This is a genomic window from Streptomyces sp. MUM 2J (assembly GCF_022414535.1).
GTDB lineage: Bacteria > Actinomycetota > Actinomycetes > Streptomycetales > Streptomycetaceae > Streptomyces.
This window is the reverse complement of record NZ_JADWYM010000012.1, coordinates 91,784-106,156: the sequence shown is the minus strand read 5'-3', so window position 1 is coordinate 106,156 and position 14,373 is coordinate 91,784. Positions and strand designations below refer to the sequence as shown.

The following is a 14,373-nucleotide window of genomic DNA, read 5'->3' as shown; positions in this document are numbered from 1 at the left end:
GGAGCGAACCGTCACGCGACCGGGGCCCGGGCGGACTGCTGCGGCGGCACCGTGGCCGTGCGCGCAGCCCGCCCACACCCTCGGGGTCATTCGGCTGCGGCGAGCAGCCGTGCCTCGCTCTCCTCGTACAGCCGCCGGCTCTCAAGGCTCGCGGCGGTGCGGCGGCGGTGGTCCAGCCGACTGCCCAGCCACCCCGCCAGGTAGCCGAAGGGGATGGACACCAGCCCGGTGGACTGCATGGGGAAGAGGTCGAAGTCGGCGTCCGGGAAGATGGCGGACGGTGTGCCGGAAACGGCCTTGGAGAAGACCATGAGCAGCAGCGCGCAGGCCGCGCCGCCGTACAGGGTGGCCAGCAGGCCGGTGCGCGTGAATCCTAGCCAGAACAGGGAGTAGGTGAGCGCGGGTGCGACTGCGGACGCGCCCATGCAGATGGCCAGAGTGGTCAGCACGCCGACGTCCCAGTTCTGGACCAGGGTGGAGAGACCGATGGCGATGATGCCCACGGCCACGCTCGTCCACGCGGCCACCGTCATCTCCGTACGCGGCTCGGCCCGTCCCCGCCGCGCCGCGTGGGCGAACAGGTCGTGGGCGAGCGAGGAGGCCGCGGCCAGCGTCATCCCCGCGACCGACGACAGCAGGGTGATGAACACCATGCCGGCCACGGCAGAGTAGAGGATCGTCGAGCCTGCGGAGGTGGGGGCGCCGCCGAGCACCTGCGAGAGCATGAGCACCGACGTTCTGCCGTGCGGGTCGGTGGCGGTGATGTACCGCGACCCCACCAGCGCCGCCGCCCCCGTACCCATGATGATCACGAGGAGGCAGAACGTGGTGACCGTGCCCACCGCCCACGACATCGAGCGACGCACGGCCGGCGCGTCCTGTGCGGAGTACAGGCGCATGGTGATGTGCGGCAGGCAGGCCGCGCCGAGGACGACGGTGATCTGAAGACCGACGAAGTCCAGCCGGTCGACGGCCGACGTGCCCAGCTGAAGGCCCTGCTGGAGGTAGGCGGGGCCTGCGCCGCTGCCGTGCTGGGCCGCCCTGAGCACGTCGCCGAGGTTCCAGTCGAAGCGGTTCAGCACGAGAGCGGCGACGACGACGCTGGTGCCGAGCAGGAGCACGATCTTGATCATCTGGATGAGCGCGGTACCTCTCATCCCGCCGAGCGCCGCGTAGATGATCATCAGGCTGCCGACGATGACGATGCTCGCCGTCCTGGCGCCCGCCACGTGCGGGATGTTGAGGATGAAGGTGAGCAGCGAGCCTGCCCCGGAGAGCTGGACGACCAGGAAGGGAAGGGTCGCCGACAACGTCACCACGCAGGACGCGACACGCACGCTCCGTCCCGGCATGTTGCGGGCCAGGACGTCACCCATGGTGAACCGGCCCGCGTTGCGCAGGGGTTCGGCCAGCAGGAACATCAGCAGCACCAGGGACAGGGCGGTGCTGACCGCGAGGACGTAGCCGTCGTATCCGGCGAGCGCGATGATGCCGGTGGTGCTCAGCACCGTGGCCGCGGAGATGTAGTCGCCCGCGATCGCCAGACCGTTCTGGAGCGGGGTGAGGGAGCGGTAGCCGGTGTAGAAGTTCGTCAGGTCGTCGCGTTCCGGCCCCGCCATCACGCACATGAGCAGTGTGACGGTGACCAGTGCGGTGAACAGCACCAGGACGGTGGTCTGCGTCCCCGAGTCGAAGGCGTTCATCTCGTCACCCCCGTGGTGCGGCCGGTGGCGACGGCCTGCTCCCTGACATTGCGGGCCAGCGGATCCACCGAGCGTTGCGCACTGCGTCCGTACCAGAAGACCGCCGCGAAGGTGACGAGGAGCTGGAGCACCCCGAGGGCCGTTCCCAGGCTCAGCTCTCCGGCGATCCCGGCCCCCATCAGACCGGGGGCGTAGCAGGACAGCACGACGTACACCACGAAGGAGCCGAGCGCTGCGAGCGTGGACGTCCGGCGGAGCAGGCGGTAGGCCGAGCGCAGGGCGGCGAGGTCGACACCGCGCCGGTGCGCGTCGTGCGCGTGTGGTTCGTCCCACGGTGCCTGCCCGTACGACGCGTACCGGGGGGTGCCGTCCCGGTACGCACGGGGCCCGGGATGGGGCGGCGGCCATCCCGTCTCTGAGGGCGGGTACCGGTTCTCGTCGGCGAATGTCATCGCAGGGCCTTCCGCTACGGCTCGGATCCGTGGAGGTGATGGGGGAACGGTTGGCGGCGCACGATACCGACTGGTCGGAATGACCGGTAAGGCTGCTGCGGGTCACGTTTCGGGGTCGGTACGGTTCCCGACCGGTGTCGTGCGGTCACCGTCCGTGCGGTGCCGTTCGGGCATGGCCCGGGCGACTCCCCGCCCGGGCGCCCGCCGTATGGTGAACCTCACACCCGTCGACATACCTACCGGTCGGTACCCTGCGGCGAAGCCGTGAACGACAGGAGGCACGATGCCTGCGACCAACCGCCAGGTCCGTCTGGCAGCCCGCCCGGTGGGCGAGGTCAAACCCGATGACTGGCAACACTGTTCAGAACCCGTCACCGAGCCGGGTCCGGGCCGGTTCGTGGGCCGGACGCGCGTCATCTCCCTGGACCCGGCGATGCGGGGCTGGCTGGACGACCGTCCCTCCTACCTGCCGCCCGTGGGCATCGGCGAGGTGATGCGCGCCGGATCGGTCATCGAGGTCACCGCGTCCAACCACCCCGGCTTCCAGCCGGGCGATCACGTGGTCGGCACGTTCGGCGTCCAGGAGTACGTGGTCTCCGACGGCAGGGGTGCCATGAAGGTCGACACCTCCCTCGCCGCGCCCTCGACGTACCTCGGCGCGCTGGGCATGCCCGGCATGACCGCCTACTTCGGCCTGCTGGACGTCGGGGCGCTGAAGGACGGCGAGACCGTCGTGGTGTCGGGGGCGGCCGGGGCGGTCGGCAGTATCGCCGGTCAGATCGCGAAGGCCAAGGGCTGCCGGGTCGTCGGCATCGCCGGGGGGCCGGAGAAGTGCGCCATGCTCACCGACGAACTGGGGTTCGATGCGGTGATCGACTACCGCGCCGAGGACGTCAGGAAGGCGCTGCGCCGGCACGCCCCCGACGGCATCGACGTCTACTTCGACAACGTCGGAGGGGACGTCCTCGACGCGGCCCTGACGCGACTGGCCATGCACGCACGCGTCGTCGTCTGCGGTGCGATCAGTCAGTACAACAACACCACGCCGGTCAAGGGCCCCTCCAACTACCTCTCGCTGCTGGTGCGTCGCGCACGGATGGAGGGTTTCGTCGTCTTCGACTACGCCGAGCGCTACGCGCAGGCCGCTCGGGAGATCTCCGCCTGGATCGGAGCCGGCCGCATCAAGGTCAAGGAACACGTGGTGACGGGGAGTGTGGACGACTTCCCCGAGACACTGGGGATGCTCTTCCGCGGGGAGAACGTCGGCAAGCTCGTCCTGGAGCTGGCATGACCGCCTCCGAGAGGGCCGCCGGAACGGGATGGACGGACGGCGTCGCGCTCCGGGGCAAGGTCGCCATCGTCACCGGCGGGGCCAGCGGACTGGGCCGTGCCACGGCCCTGACGCTGGCCGAGGCGGGCGCGCGCGTGGTCGTCGCGGACCTCGACGCGCGGGGTGGCCGCGAGGTGGCCGAGATGGCCGGCGGGCACTTCCGTGCCTGTGACGTCTCGGACCCCGACGCCAACCGCGCGCTGGTGGAGTTCACCGAGGAGCAGTGCGGCGGTGTCGACATCGCGTTGCTCAATGCCGGGGTGGCGACCGGATGCGGCCTCGGCGAGGACTTCGACCTGGCACGCTACCGCCGCGCGATGGGGGCCAACCTCGACGGCGTGGTCTTCGGCACCCACGCGCTGCTGCCGGCGATGCGGGCCCGCGGCGGAGGGGTGATCGTGGCGACCGCCTCCCTCGCGGGCCTGGCGGCCGTACCGCTCGATCCCCTCTACGCGGCCAACAAGCACGCGGTCGTGGGACTCGCCCGCTCCCTCGGGCCGGCTCTGGCGACGGAGAACGTGCGCTTCAACGCCGTCTGCCCGGGGTTCGCCGAGTCGCGGATCATCGATCCGCTGCGTGACATGCTCGCCGAGCAGGGACTGCCGATCATCCCGGCCCAGGTCGTGGCGGACACGGTGCTGCGGATCGTCGCGGGCGGCGGTACCGGCGAATGCTGGTTCATCCAGGCCGGACGCGACCCGGAGCCGTTCCGTTTCCGCACCGTCCCCGGACCGGGCGAGCCGGCCGCGGCGTGAGACCGGGACGCCTCAGGTCTCCGAAGGGCGCGACGGCGCACGGGTGCCTTCCGGAGAGGCGGCTCCACACGACCGCGGCCGAGGAGCCCTGAGTCAGGACGTCCTGCCGAGGACGGCACGCATACGGTTCGGCCGCACCCCGACCTCGGCCCGCGGGCGGGACACCGCGCGCGGGCGCGCCGGGCACCGGCAGGCTCCGGTCCCGGAGCCTGCCGGAGTGCGGTGGCGGGTCAGAGCTGCCCGCTGGCGGCGATGGTGACCTTCGCGGTGGTCGCCCCGCTGTGGCTGCCCAGCGACTCGATCTTCTTGACGAGCTTCATGCTCTCCTCGTCGGCGACCTCGCCGAAGACGACGTGCTTGCCGTCGAGCCAGTCGGTGACGATCGTCGTGATGAAGAACTGGGAGCCGTTGGTGTTGGGGCCGGCGTTGGCCATGGACAGCAGGCCCGGCTTGTCGTGCTTGAGCTGGAAGTTCTCGTCGGCGAACTTCTCGCCGTAGATGCTCTTGCCGCCGGTGCCGTTGCCGCGGGTGAAGTCACCGCCCTGGAGCATGAAAGCCGGGATGACGCGGTGGAAGCTCGAGCCGGCGTAACCGAAGCCCTTCTCGCCCGTGCACAGGGCGCGGAAGTTCTCGGCGGTCTTCGGGACGACGTCCTCGAAGAGGTTGAACACGATGCGCCCGGCGGGCTCGTCGTTGATCGTGATGTCGAAGTAGGTCTTGATCGTCATACCCCCATCCTCCCAGCATCCGGGCGGGCGCGCGCACACGCCCCCCTCACCTGCCGGTCCGTGTCGCCCGGCCCGGCAGGAACCGCGACGCGCCGAGCGGGAGGGCGAACGGAACGAATCGCGCCGCCACCTCGGCCCTCACGCGGCGCGACGCATGGCGGGACAGCCGGCTCAGGTTCTCCGGCCGCCGCCTGAACCGACCCGGCTCTGCCCGGGATCGCGCGCGCCGGTGTCACCGGGGGACGAGGCGCAGGGCATGCAGGGCGGCGCCGAGGTCGGCGACGGCCGCCGGGTCGGAGAGCGAACGCCTCGTCAGCTTCTCGATGCGGCGCAGCCGGTAGCGCACGGTGTTCGGGTGGACGTAGAGGCGGTCCGCCGCCTCCGCCGCGACGCCGCCCGCGGAGAACCAGTGCCCCAGGGTCCCCAGCAGCCGCGCGCGCTCCGCCTCGGGCAGGTCGAGCAGCGGCCCCATGGCGACCTGCACCAGACGGGTCGCCTCCGCGGGTGCCGCGGCGACGACCATGGTGAGCGGGCTGTCGTCGAACCGGGCCACGCCGGCTTCGTCGCCCGTCAGCCCGGACAGCGCCAGCCGGGCGAAGCGCAGCGCCTGGGGCGTGTCCCGCAGCGCGTCGAACCGCGGGCTGACCCCCACCCGTGCCCGACAGCGCCGCAGTTCCCTCAGGACCACCGCCTCCGCGTCCTGGCGCGCCAGCGCGACCAGCCCGATCTGCTCGTCGGGCAGCAGCCGCCAGGCCGAAGCCAGGTGCGCCTGGCGCAGCGCTGCCTCGATCCCGGGCAGCGGCTCCTGACCCGGATCCGGAACGGACGCCGCGACCACGGCGTAGGGTCCCCGCTCGGGCAGGCCGAGCTGCCGGGCCACCTCCCACGGGGTCGCGGACCCCGCGAGGGCGCCCGAGAGAAGGGCTTCCACCAGAGCCGAACGGCGGGCCTCCCGCTGGAGCACCAGCTCGGCGCTCGTCTCGCGGTAGGCGGCGGCCACGGCCTCCGCGTAGCGGCCGGACAGTGCCCAGATCTCCGACGATCCCGCCACCAGGTGCGCGTCCGTGACCTGGGGATGCCGGGGTGCCTCGGCCACGACCTGTGCCCACAGGAACTCGGAGCCGACGCGGTAGGCGTGCAGCGTGTCGGCCAGCGGCACGCCCTGCTCGGCGCGCAGCCGCCCGGTGTCCCGCGCGGGCCGTACGTCGGTCGCCGAGTCCGGGCCGGTGGCGATGTGCCGGAGGATCAGGTCGGCGTTGCCCCGGCAGGAGTGCCGCAGCGACGCGAACGGAATCAGCGACTCGTCCGCATAGGACTCGACCTCGTCACGGATGCGCTCCGCCATCCGTTCGCCCAGCTCCGGGACGCGCGCCCGCAGCGCCGTGCCCACCTCCGAAAGACCCATCAATGCAGCGTACAGCCATCTTCTTGTTCCCCTGGACAATTCACCGGGGCGGGCACTGTCGGTGCGGCCATGGACGCGCGCCGGCCAGGGAGCCACCATGCCGTGAGCATCGGCGGCGGCCCGTCCGCAGCGCCACGATCATGTGTGCAAGGAGGCATCATGGCCAATCTGGCGGAGTTCCTGGTCGAGACGGCAGGTCGGCAGCCGGAGCGCCCCGCGCTGCGCCTGGGCACGGCCACCCTGACCTACGCGGAGCTCGACCGGCTGAGTGCCCAGGCTGCCGCGCTGCTGCGCGCCGAGGGCCTGCGCGCCGGCGACCGGGTCGCCCTGATGCTGCCGAACGTGCCGGAGTTCGTCGTCCTCTACTACGGCATCCTGCGTGCCGGCGGGATCGTGGTCCCGCTCAACCCGCTGCTCAAGGCCCGTGAGACCGCGTACCACCTGGGCGACTGCGGCGCCGTGCTGCTCCTTGAGTGGCATGCCGCGCCCGGGGAGGGCACCGAGGGAGCGGTCGCCGCCGGGGTGCGGTGCATCTCCGTGGAGCCCGAGGCGTTCGCAGCCCGCCTGGCCGGGCAGGAACCGCAGGCCGGTACCGCCCCCGTCGCCGCGGACGACATCGCCGTCCTGCTGTACACCTCCGGCACCACCGGCCGACCCAAGGGAGCCGCGCTCACCCACGCCGGACTGCGGCACAACACCGACGTCAACGTCACCGAGGTGCAGCGGATGACGCCGGACGACGTCGTCGTGGGCTGTCTGCCGCTGTTCCACATCTTCGGCCAGACCTGCACCATGAACGTCGCTGTGCGCAGCGGCGCCTCACTGACCCTGGTGCCCCGCTTCGACCCGCAGACGGTGCTGGACGCCGTCGCACGCGACCGGGCGACGGTCTTCGAGGGCGTGCCCACCATGTACGCGGCGCTCCTGCAGCACACGGCGGCGGCCGAGGCCGACGTCTCCACGCTGCGCATGTGCATCTCGGGCGGCGCGTCGCTGCCGGTGGAGATCCTGCACGCGTTCGAGGAGCGGTTCGGATGCATGGTGCTGGAGGGCTTCGGGATGTCGGAGACCAGCCCCGTCGTCTCCTTCAACCACCCCGACCGGCCCCGCAAGCCCGGTTCCGTGGGCACGCCCATCCGCGACGTCGAGGTGCGGCTGGTGGACGACGCCGGCCGCGACGTCGCCCCGGGTGAGGTCGGCGAGCTGGCCGTGCGCGGGCCGAACCTGATGAAGGGCTACTGGAACCGTCCCGAGGAGACCGCCGCCGCCGTCCCGGACGGCTGGCTGCGCACCGGCGACCTGGCCCGCCGGGACGAGGACGGCTACCTCTACATCGTCGACCGCAAGAAGGACCTCGTCATCCGCGGCGGCTACAACGTCTACCCGCGCGAGATCGAGGAGGTCCTGCACGAGCACCCGGCGGTGGCCCTGGCCGCCGTCCTCGGCGTGCCCGACGAGCGCCTCGGCGAGGAAGTGGCCGCGGCGGTGGTCCTGCGGCCGGGCGCCGGGGTGACGGCCGAGGAGATCCGGGAGTTCGTGCGCGAGCGCGTCGCCGCCTACAAGTACCCCCGGAAGGTCTGGCTGGTGGACGCGCTGCCCATGGGCCCGAGCGGCAAGATCCTCAAGCGGGAGATCACGGCCCCGGCCCGCTGACGGAGGGCCGTCCGTGCGGTCGTCCGCGGACCACGCGCCGCTGTCCCGCGACAGCGGACGTGGACTGTTTGCCATCGGGGTCGGACCGGCCCCGCCGCCGGCCCGTGCTGCCTGCCAGGCAGGGCACGCAGGAGTTCGAGTCCGTTCTCCGGCGTAGGGAGCGGTCCGCGGGATTCACGGCGGCGCGCGGGAGCGTGCCCGGCCGCGGCGACGCACTGCGCCTGCGGTCGGCCGGGCGCGACGGACGCGGCAAAACGGTGCAAGGACGATGCGAGTTGTTCGGCTGCATCGTTTTGCGTGACGGTGAGCGGGACGGCGCAGCCGGATCTGCCCGTCGGGTCCGCGCACCGTGCGGACACACACCGTCCGAGCCGGGAGTGGTCGCCATGACCGCACGCCAGGAAGTCCGCACCGACGCCACGAGCCGGGCCACGGGCCGGCCGCAGGAGGACGTGCCCGGCGCCGACGCCGCACTGGCCGCCCGCTTCCTCGACGGGGACGAGAGCGCGCTGGCCGACGTCCACCGGGCGTGGAAGCCGCTGGTCTACGCCCTCGCCCGGCGCGGTGTCGGTGATGCGGGCGAGGCCGAGGACATCACCCAGAGCGTGTTCCTCGCCGCCTGGCGCGGCCGGAAGGGCTTCGACCCGGCCCGCGGCGCGCTGTCCGCCTGGCTGGTGGGCATCACCCGCCGCAAAGTGGCCGACGCGCTGTCCGCCCGCACCCGTCGCGGAGAACTGCTGGCCGCGGCGGGCTCCCGCATGGTGCTGGACGAACGGTGCCGCACCTCGGAACTCCAGGGCGCACTGGACCGGGTGCTGGTGCACCAGGCGATGGCGAAGCTACCGGAGGCGCAGCGCCGTGTCCTCAGCCTCACCTTCTACGACGACCTCACCCAGACGCAGATCTCCCAGGTGACCGGCTGGCCGCTCGGCACGGTCAAGAGCCACGCACGCCGGGGACTGCACCGGCTCGGCCGATGCCTGCAGGACAGCGAGGTCGCCTGCCCGGCCTGACCGCCGCCCCGCCCGGTCCCCGCGGGGCGGGCGCCTTGCGGCACCGCCCCTGCCAGGGGACATGCGTGCGGGAGTCCCGGCGTCCGACCCGGACGAAGCCTCCCGCCCGGTCGACGCGGTGGGAGCCGGACGGTGGCGGCGGGTGTCACGTCCCGCCGCTTCGTCCCGCCCCCTCCGCGGCGCCCGCCGGGGCACGCGCCCCGACCGCGGTGAGCACCGTCGAGACCGCCTCGGGCAGCCCGCGCGGGCGCAGCAGGGCCGGCGTGTGGTGCAGGCCCCACCCTGGACCACAGAGCAGGACCCGGCTGCGCGTGCGGGCGCCGGCCACGCCCCACCGCGTGTCGGCGATGTGCCCCGCCAGCGCGGTGTCCGCGGTGCTCCGGGACTGCGACCACAGCACCACGGCGCCCGGCCCGGTGCGCCGGACGGCGGCCAGCAGCGCCTCGGACGGCACGGCAGCGCCGAGCATCAGCACCGGCAGGCCGCGCTCGGCCAGCACCGCCGCCAGCGCCTCCAGCGGCAGCGTGTGCTGCTCGCCCGGAAGGCAGGCCAGCAGCGTCGGCGGGAGGTCCAGCGCCGGACGGCGCCGCGACGCCTCGACGTAGGCGCTGCGCAGCGCCGCGGAGATGTGCCACGACAGCAGGTGCTCCACCTCCACGTACCGGTCGCCGGTCGACTCCCACTTGCGGCCGACGGCACGCAGTGCGGGCGTCAGGACCGTTTCCCAGGCGGGAACCAGACCGTAGGACGCGACGGCGACGGCCACCTGCTCCCGGACGGCTCCGGAGTCCATCCGCACGGCCGCGCGGGCCAGCCCGCGGCACTCCAGGCGGACGTCTCCGAGCGGCAGACCGCTTCCCGAGTGCGAGCGCGTCCCGGCGGGCTGCTCCTCGACCGCCGCGGACCGGCGGGCCGGGCGGGCCGGGGCGTCCGGCGTGGGACCGGCGGTGGCGTGGGCGGGCGGATGCCTCAGTCTGGCCGCGCGGGCCGCCTCCGCCGGCGGGACGCCCGCGGCGGTGAGACGGCACATCTCCTGCACCACGGCGACGTCGTCAGGGGTCCAGCGGCGGTGACGCCCCTGGACCCGCGTCGCCGGACCCAGTCCGTAGCGCCGGTCCCAGGAACGCAGTGTCGTGGGAGAGACGCCGAGCCTGCGGGCGAGGAATCCGGTCGTCACCCCCGTGCCGGCCGGCTCCTCCCCGGTCACGTCCATCGTGCGCGCACTGCCTCGTCCTCTCTGCGGCGGTAGGCGCGGCGGTCGCCGCATGCCCGGCATGCGCGAGCCCGGGCACGCCCTTCTTCGCCCCGGCGGCCCGTCGCGGATGCACGGAGCCCCGGCGGCCCCCGTCCGAAGGAGTCGATCGGAATGCAACTCTTCACCGCCTTCCTCCGGAAAAGAGATCACAGCGGATGGGATACCGGTGTCACCGCGCATCCCGCCCCCACCCGAGAGGACACACCATGAAGCTGCGCGACGAGCTTCCCGTCGATCACCGGCTCGCCACGGTCTACCGCTACGGCGCCGGGCTGTGCGGCGTCACCCTGTTGGTGTTCGGCTGCCTGGGGTTCGCGGACCGGCTGAGCCCCTTCGACACCGGCGGAACCCGCATCGCCGGCCTCAGCACCAACGGCCTGCTGAGCCTGATCTCGGTCGTCGTCGGACTCGTCCTGCTCGCCGGGGCCGTCGTCGGGGGCAACACGGCGTCCACCCTCAACCTGACCGTCGGGACGTTGTTCCTGCTCAGCGGCTACATCCACCTGTTCACCCTCGACCGCTCCGCCAACGTCCTCGACTTCGGCATGAGCAACGTCATCTTCGCCTTCGTGATGGCCCTGCTCCTGCTCACCTTCGGCATGTACGGACGTGTGTCCGGCAGGTTGCCGCACGACAACCCGTACTGGCGCCGCCGGCATCCCCGGGAGGCGGCCCGCGCGTCCCTGGAGGCCCGGCGCCGCGCCCGGCCGTCCGAACCGACCTCGGCAGCCGGGTCCGCCACCGCCGGTCCGCTTCCGCGGCGGCCCGAGTGACCTCGGCCGGCGGCCCCTGCGAGCCGCCAGCGGCAAGCCGCCGACCGGCACCGGTGGTCCCACGTCCGCCGACCGGATGGCCGGCCCCCGCCCTCGACCGCACGCGTACCGACGACGGAGACGACGCCTGCCATGACCACGTTCCACTGGCTCTTCGGTGACCAGCTCGGACCCCACTTCCTCACCCCCGGCCCCGGCGGCCCCGGCCGGGACGAGCCGCTGGTGATGATCGAGGCCCGCTCGGTCTTCCGCCGTCGCCGCTTCCACCGCGCCAAGGCCCACCTCGTCCTGTCCGCGATGCGGCACCGCGCCGCCGAACTCGGCGACCGGGTCCGCTACGTCCGCTGCGACACCTACCGCGAAGGACTCCGCGAGGCCGTCGGCGAGGGCCGGGTGACGGTCCATCACCCGACCTCCCACGCGGCGCTCCGGCTGGTGGAGTCCCTCGGCACCGTCACCGTGCTGCCCGCCCGGGGCTTCCTCGTCCCGCACGGCGACTTCCGCGCCTGGGCCGACGGCCTGGACGGCGGGCGCCTGCGCCAGGAGGACTTCTACCGCCGGGTCCGGCGCCGCCGGCACCTGCTGATGGACGGCGACTCCCCGGCGGGCGGACGCTGGAACCACGATCACGCCAACCGCGAGGCCCCGCCCAGGGGCGCCGTCACCCTGGGCGCCCCGGCCCCCTACCGGCCACGTGAGGACGACATCGACGACGAGGTGCGGCACGACCTCGACCGGTGGGAACACGACGGCGCCGCCCGGTTCGTCGGCCGCGACGGACCCCGCCGCTTCCCCGCCACGCGCCGTGAAGCACTCGCGGCACTGCGGCGGTTCGTCGACCACCGGCTCGCCGGCTTCGGACCGTACGAGGACGCCGTGCTCGCGCGGGACCCGGTGATGAGCCACAGCCTGCTGTCGTCGTCGCTCAACCTCGGCCTGCTGGACCCCGCCGAGTGCGTCGAACAGGCCGAGGACGCCTGGCGGTCCGGCCGGGCGCCGATCAACAGCGTGGAGGGCTTCGTCCGCCAGATCGCCGGATGGCGCGAGTACGTCTGGCAGCTGTACTGGTACTTCGGCGACGCGTACCGCGAACGCAACGCCCTGCGCCACCACGCGCCGCTCCCCGACTGGTTCCTCGAACTGGACGCCGACGCGGTCACCGCACGGTGCCTGGCCACGGCACTCGCCGACGTGCGCGACACCGGCTGGACCCATCACATCCCACGGCTGATGGTCCTCGGCAGCCACGCCCTCCAGCGAGGCTGGGACCCGCGGGCGGTGACGGACTGGTTCCACCGCTGCTTCGTCGACGGCTACGACTGGGTGATGCTCCCCAACGTGGTCGGCATGTCCCAGTACGCCGACGGTGGGCGCATGACCACCAAGCCGTACACCTCCGGCGGCGCCTACCTCAACCGCATGAGCGACTTCTGCGGCGGCTGCGCCCACCGGCCGACCGAGCGCGTGGGAGAGCGGGCCTGCCCCTACACCGCGGGCTACTGGGCCTTCCTGCACCGGCACCGCTCCCTGCTGGCGGGCAACCGGCGCACCGTTCAGGCGGTACGGGGGCTGGACCGGCTCGGTGACCTGGGGGAAGTGCTCCGTCAGGAGCGGCAGCGGGGCGACGCCCCACCCTGAGCCCCACCGGGCCACGGCGACGTGGCCCGGCGGCGCTGCGCCCCGCGCCCGCTCACGGGACGGCCCGCGGTCCGCGCCCCAGGTCCCGCAGCACCTCGCGTGCGGCGCGCGCCCCCGAGGCCATCGCGCCCTGCACCGAGCCGGTGGCCCGGTGGTCCCCGCACACGTGGCGTCCGGGGCCCACCCGGGTCGTCCGGCTGAGCGGCTGGGGCGGAGGCATGGCGGGCAGCGCGTCGGTGACCGTACGGACTGTCAGCAGGTCCCAGGAGTCCGTGCCGGTGCCGTACGCCTCCCCGACCGCACCGCGCACCACGCGCTCCCGGCCCTCGGTGTCGTGGCCCAGGACCGACGTGGCCACCAGCGCGTGACCGGGCGGGGCGTGACCGCGCACCACCTCGCTCAGGACACACGTGTTGAGGAAGCGGCGCCGGGTGTCGACCAGCAGGGTCGGCTCGCCCAGCGGGGACCGCTCGGCGACGTGGTAGTACGTGGTCACCACGCGGTAGGCCGGAACCGCCACCCCGGGCAGCAGCCCGGCGACCGGTCCCGGTCCCGTCGCCACCACCACGGTACGGGCGGGCAGCTCCCGGCCGTTGGCGGTCAGGGCGCCGTCCGGCGTCAGGCGCTCCACCGGTGTCTCCAGACGCACGGTCCCCTTGGGCAGGGCGGCGGCCAGCGCACGCGGGACGGCCCCGACGCCGTCCCCGGGCAGGCAGAGGGTGCCGCGCAGCATGCTCCGCCACACCAGGTGGAAGAAGCGGCCGGAGGTCTCCAGTTCGTCCTCCAGGAAGACGCCCGACAGGAACGGCCGGAAGAACCGCTGGACGAACGCGTCGGAGAACCCGGCGTCGGCCAGCGCGGTCCGCGTGGTGGTGTCACCCGCCGCCTTCAGCCACCGCGGCGGCGCGAGCATGTCGCGGCCCGACAGCAGCCCGAGGGCGAGCAGGTCGCGGGGCCCGGCGAGACGGCCCGGCAGCAGTTCCGGCAGAGCGCCGGGGCGCCGCGTCGGATCGCTGAAGCGCATCCGCCCCGACTCCGCGTGGACGAGCACGCCCGGGGTGAACGGGCGCAGCCGGAGGTCCCGCAGCGTCAGCCGCCGCCGGACCTGCGGATAGGACGTGTTGAAGACCTGGAAGCCGCGATCGACGACGAACCCGTCCACGCGGTCGGTGCGCATCCGGCCGCCGACCGCGTCCGAGGCCTCCACGACCCGCACGTCCACACCGGCCGCCAGCAGATCACGCGCACAGGCCAGACCGGCCACACCGGCCCCGACGACGAGCACGTCCGTCGCGTCCCGGGCAGGGGACACACGACCACCTCTCCCACCTCCGGGCCGGCACCACGGTCGCGAGCGACGGCGGCCTCCGGCGCGCACCTGCCCCCAGTCTTCCCGGCGCACCGGGCCCGCGGATGCAGCCGGGCGACGCGTGTCGCGCGGCCACCCGGTGACGCCCGGCCGGCCCTTTCGTGACAGCAGCCGCTCCGGGCAGGCGGGGGCCACCCGGCTGCGACGGCGTTCCGAGTCGGGTTCCCGTGTGCACCTGCGGTGAGGCGAGCAGCTCGACGAACGTCGCGCGGTCCCGGGCTCGCGGAGCAGGAGCCGCTCGGTTCCGTTCGGGGCGGGCGCCCGGGCGACGGGGCGGAGAGCCGAGTCGACCCATGGCC

At 73.4% G+C, this 14,373-nt stretch carries 12 protein-coding genes; 6 read left to right on the top strand and 6 right to left on the bottom strand.

From position 1 onward, the window contains the following. Positions 1 to 86 precede the first annotated feature (86 nt). Positions 87 to 1,703, bottom strand: coding sequence for a cation acetate symporter (locus tag I3F54_RS13595; protein WP_240118977.1), 1,617 nt, complete (start codon positions 1,701 to 1,703; stop codon positions 87 to 89). Continuing rightward, the gene (locus I3F54_RS13590; protein WP_240118976.1) at positions 1,700 to 2,155 is read right to left on the bottom strand and encodes a DUF485 domain-containing protein; all 456 of its coding nucleotides are present in this window, start codon (positions 2,153 to 2,155) and stop codon (positions 1,700 to 1,702) included. The genes I3F54_RS13595 and I3F54_RS13590 overlap by 4 nt, the downstream gene beginning before the upstream one ends. A gap of 283 nt (positions 2,156 to 2,438) precedes the next feature. On the opposite strand from I3F54_RS13590, the gene I3F54_RS13585 reads away from it, so the two are divergent. Then, positions 2,439 to 3,446, top strand: a complete 1,008-nt coding sequence (locus tag I3F54_RS13585) for an NADP-dependent oxidoreductase (RefSeq protein ID WP_240118975.1) — start codon at positions 2,439 to 2,441, stop codon at positions 3,444 to 3,446. Continuing rightward, on the top strand, positions 3,443 to 4,240 hold the full coding sequence (locus I3F54_RS13580) for an SDR family NAD(P)-dependent oxidoreductase (RefSeq protein ID WP_240118974.1): 798 nt from the start codon (positions 3,443 to 3,445) through the stop codon (positions 4,238 to 4,240). Before I3F54_RS13585 ends, I3F54_RS13580 begins: the two co-directional genes overlap by 4 nt. A 230-nt stretch (positions 4,241 to 4,470) precedes the next feature. Here the strand turns inward: I3F54_RS13580 and I3F54_RS13575 are convergent, their stop codons facing one another. Together I3F54_RS13575 and I3F54_RS13570 are read right to left on the bottom strand one after the other, a co-directional pair. Then, positions 4,471 to 4,968, bottom strand: a complete 498-nt coding sequence (locus I3F54_RS13575) for a peptidylprolyl isomerase (RefSeq protein ID WP_240118973.1) — start codon at positions 4,966 to 4,968, stop codon at positions 4,471 to 4,473. A gap of 232 nt (positions 4,969 to 5,200) precedes the next feature. Then, entirely contained in the window at positions 5,201 to 6,373 is a 1,173-nt protein-coding gene (locus I3F54_RS13570; RefSeq protein WP_240118972.1) for a CdaR family transcriptional regulator, read from the bottom strand. A gap of 159 nt (positions 6,374 to 6,532) precedes the next feature. Between I3F54_RS13570 and I3F54_RS13565 the strand changes: the two genes are divergently transcribed. Continuing rightward, positions 6,533 to 8,026, top strand: coding sequence for a long-chain fatty acid--CoA ligase (locus I3F54_RS13565; RefSeq protein ID WP_240118971.1), 1,494 nt, complete (start codon positions 6,533 to 6,535; stop codon positions 8,024 to 8,026). 386 nt (positions 8,027 to 8,412) lie between these two features. Beyond that, positions 8,413 to 9,039, top strand: a complete 627-nt coding sequence (locus I3F54_RS13560; protein WP_240118970.1) for a sigma-70 family RNA polymerase sigma factor — start codon at positions 8,413 to 8,415, stop codon at positions 9,037 to 9,039. Positions 9,040 to 9,184: 145 nt separating this feature from the next. Here I3F54_RS13560 and I3F54_RS13555 read toward each other — a convergent pair whose 3' ends face one another. Beyond that, positions 9,185 to 10,252, bottom strand: a complete 1,068-nt coding sequence (locus I3F54_RS13555; protein ID WP_240118969.1) for a MerR family transcriptional regulator — start codon at positions 10,250 to 10,252, stop codon at positions 9,185 to 9,187. Positions 10,253 to 10,500: 248 nt separating this feature from the next. Here I3F54_RS13555 and I3F54_RS13550 point away from each other — a divergent pair, with 248 nt between their 5' ends. Both I3F54_RS13550 and I3F54_RS13545 read left to right on the top strand, forming a co-directional pair. Continuing rightward, entirely contained in the window at positions 10,501 to 11,067 is a 567-nt protein-coding gene (locus I3F54_RS13550) for a DUF4383 domain-containing protein (RefSeq protein ID WP_240118968.1), read from the top strand. 132 nt (positions 11,068 to 11,199) lie between these two features. Further along, complete coding sequence (locus I3F54_RS13545) at positions 11,200 to 12,705, top strand: cryptochrome/photolyase family protein (RefSeq protein WP_240118967.1); 1,506 nt, start codon at positions 11,200 to 11,202, stop codon at positions 12,703 to 12,705. Positions 12,706 to 12,757: 52 nt separating this feature from the next. Here the strand turns inward: I3F54_RS13545 and I3F54_RS13540 are convergent, their stop codons facing one another. After that, a complete protein-coding gene (locus I3F54_RS13540; RefSeq protein ID WP_240118966.1) occupies positions 12,758 to 14,017 on the bottom strand; it encodes an NAD(P)/FAD-dependent oxidoreductase in 1,260 nt (419 codons plus the stop codon). Positions 14,018 to 14,373: the final 356 nt, after the last annotated feature.

Coding starts and splice junctions, on each gene's coding strand:
- I3F54_RS13560 (WP_240118970.1), top strand. CDS start 8,413: ATGACCGCACGCCAGGAAGTCCGCACCGACGCCACGAGCCGGGCCACG.
- I3F54_RS13555 (WP_240118969.1), bottom strand. CDS start 10,252: ATGGACGTGACCGGGGAGGAGCCGGCCGGCACGGGGGTGACGACCGGA.
- I3F54_RS13575 (WP_240118973.1), bottom strand. CDS start 4,968: ATGACGATCAAGACCTACTTCGACATCACGATCAACGACGAGCCCGCC.
- I3F54_RS13565 (WP_240118971.1), top strand. CDS start 6,533: ATGGCCAATCTGGCGGAGTTCCTGGTCGAGACGGCAGGTCGGCAGCCG.
- I3F54_RS13595 (WP_240118977.1), bottom strand. CDS start 1,703: ATGAACGCCTTCGACTCGGGGACGCAGACCACCGTCCTGGTGCTGTTC.
- I3F54_RS13545 (WP_240118967.1), top strand. CDS start 11,200: ATGACCACGTTCCACTGGCTCTTCGGTGACCAGCTCGGACCCCACTTC.
- I3F54_RS13580 (WP_240118974.1), top strand. CDS start 3,443: ATGACCGCCTCCGAGAGGGCCGCCGGAACGGGATGGACGGACGGCGTC.
- I3F54_RS13570 (WP_240118972.1), bottom strand. CDS start 6,373: ATGGGTCTTTCGGAGGTGGGCACGGCGCTGCGGGCGCGCGTCCCGGAG.
- I3F54_RS13590 (WP_240118976.1), bottom strand. CDS start 2,155: ATGACATTCGCCGACGAGAACCGGTACCCGCCCTCAGAGACGGGATGG.
- I3F54_RS13550 (WP_240118968.1), top strand. CDS start 10,501: ATGAAGCTGCGCGACGAGCTTCCCGTCGATCACCGGCTCGCCACGGTC.
- I3F54_RS13585 (WP_240118975.1), top strand. CDS start 2,439: ATGCCTGCGACCAACCGCCAGGTCCGTCTGGCAGCCCGCCCGGTGGGC.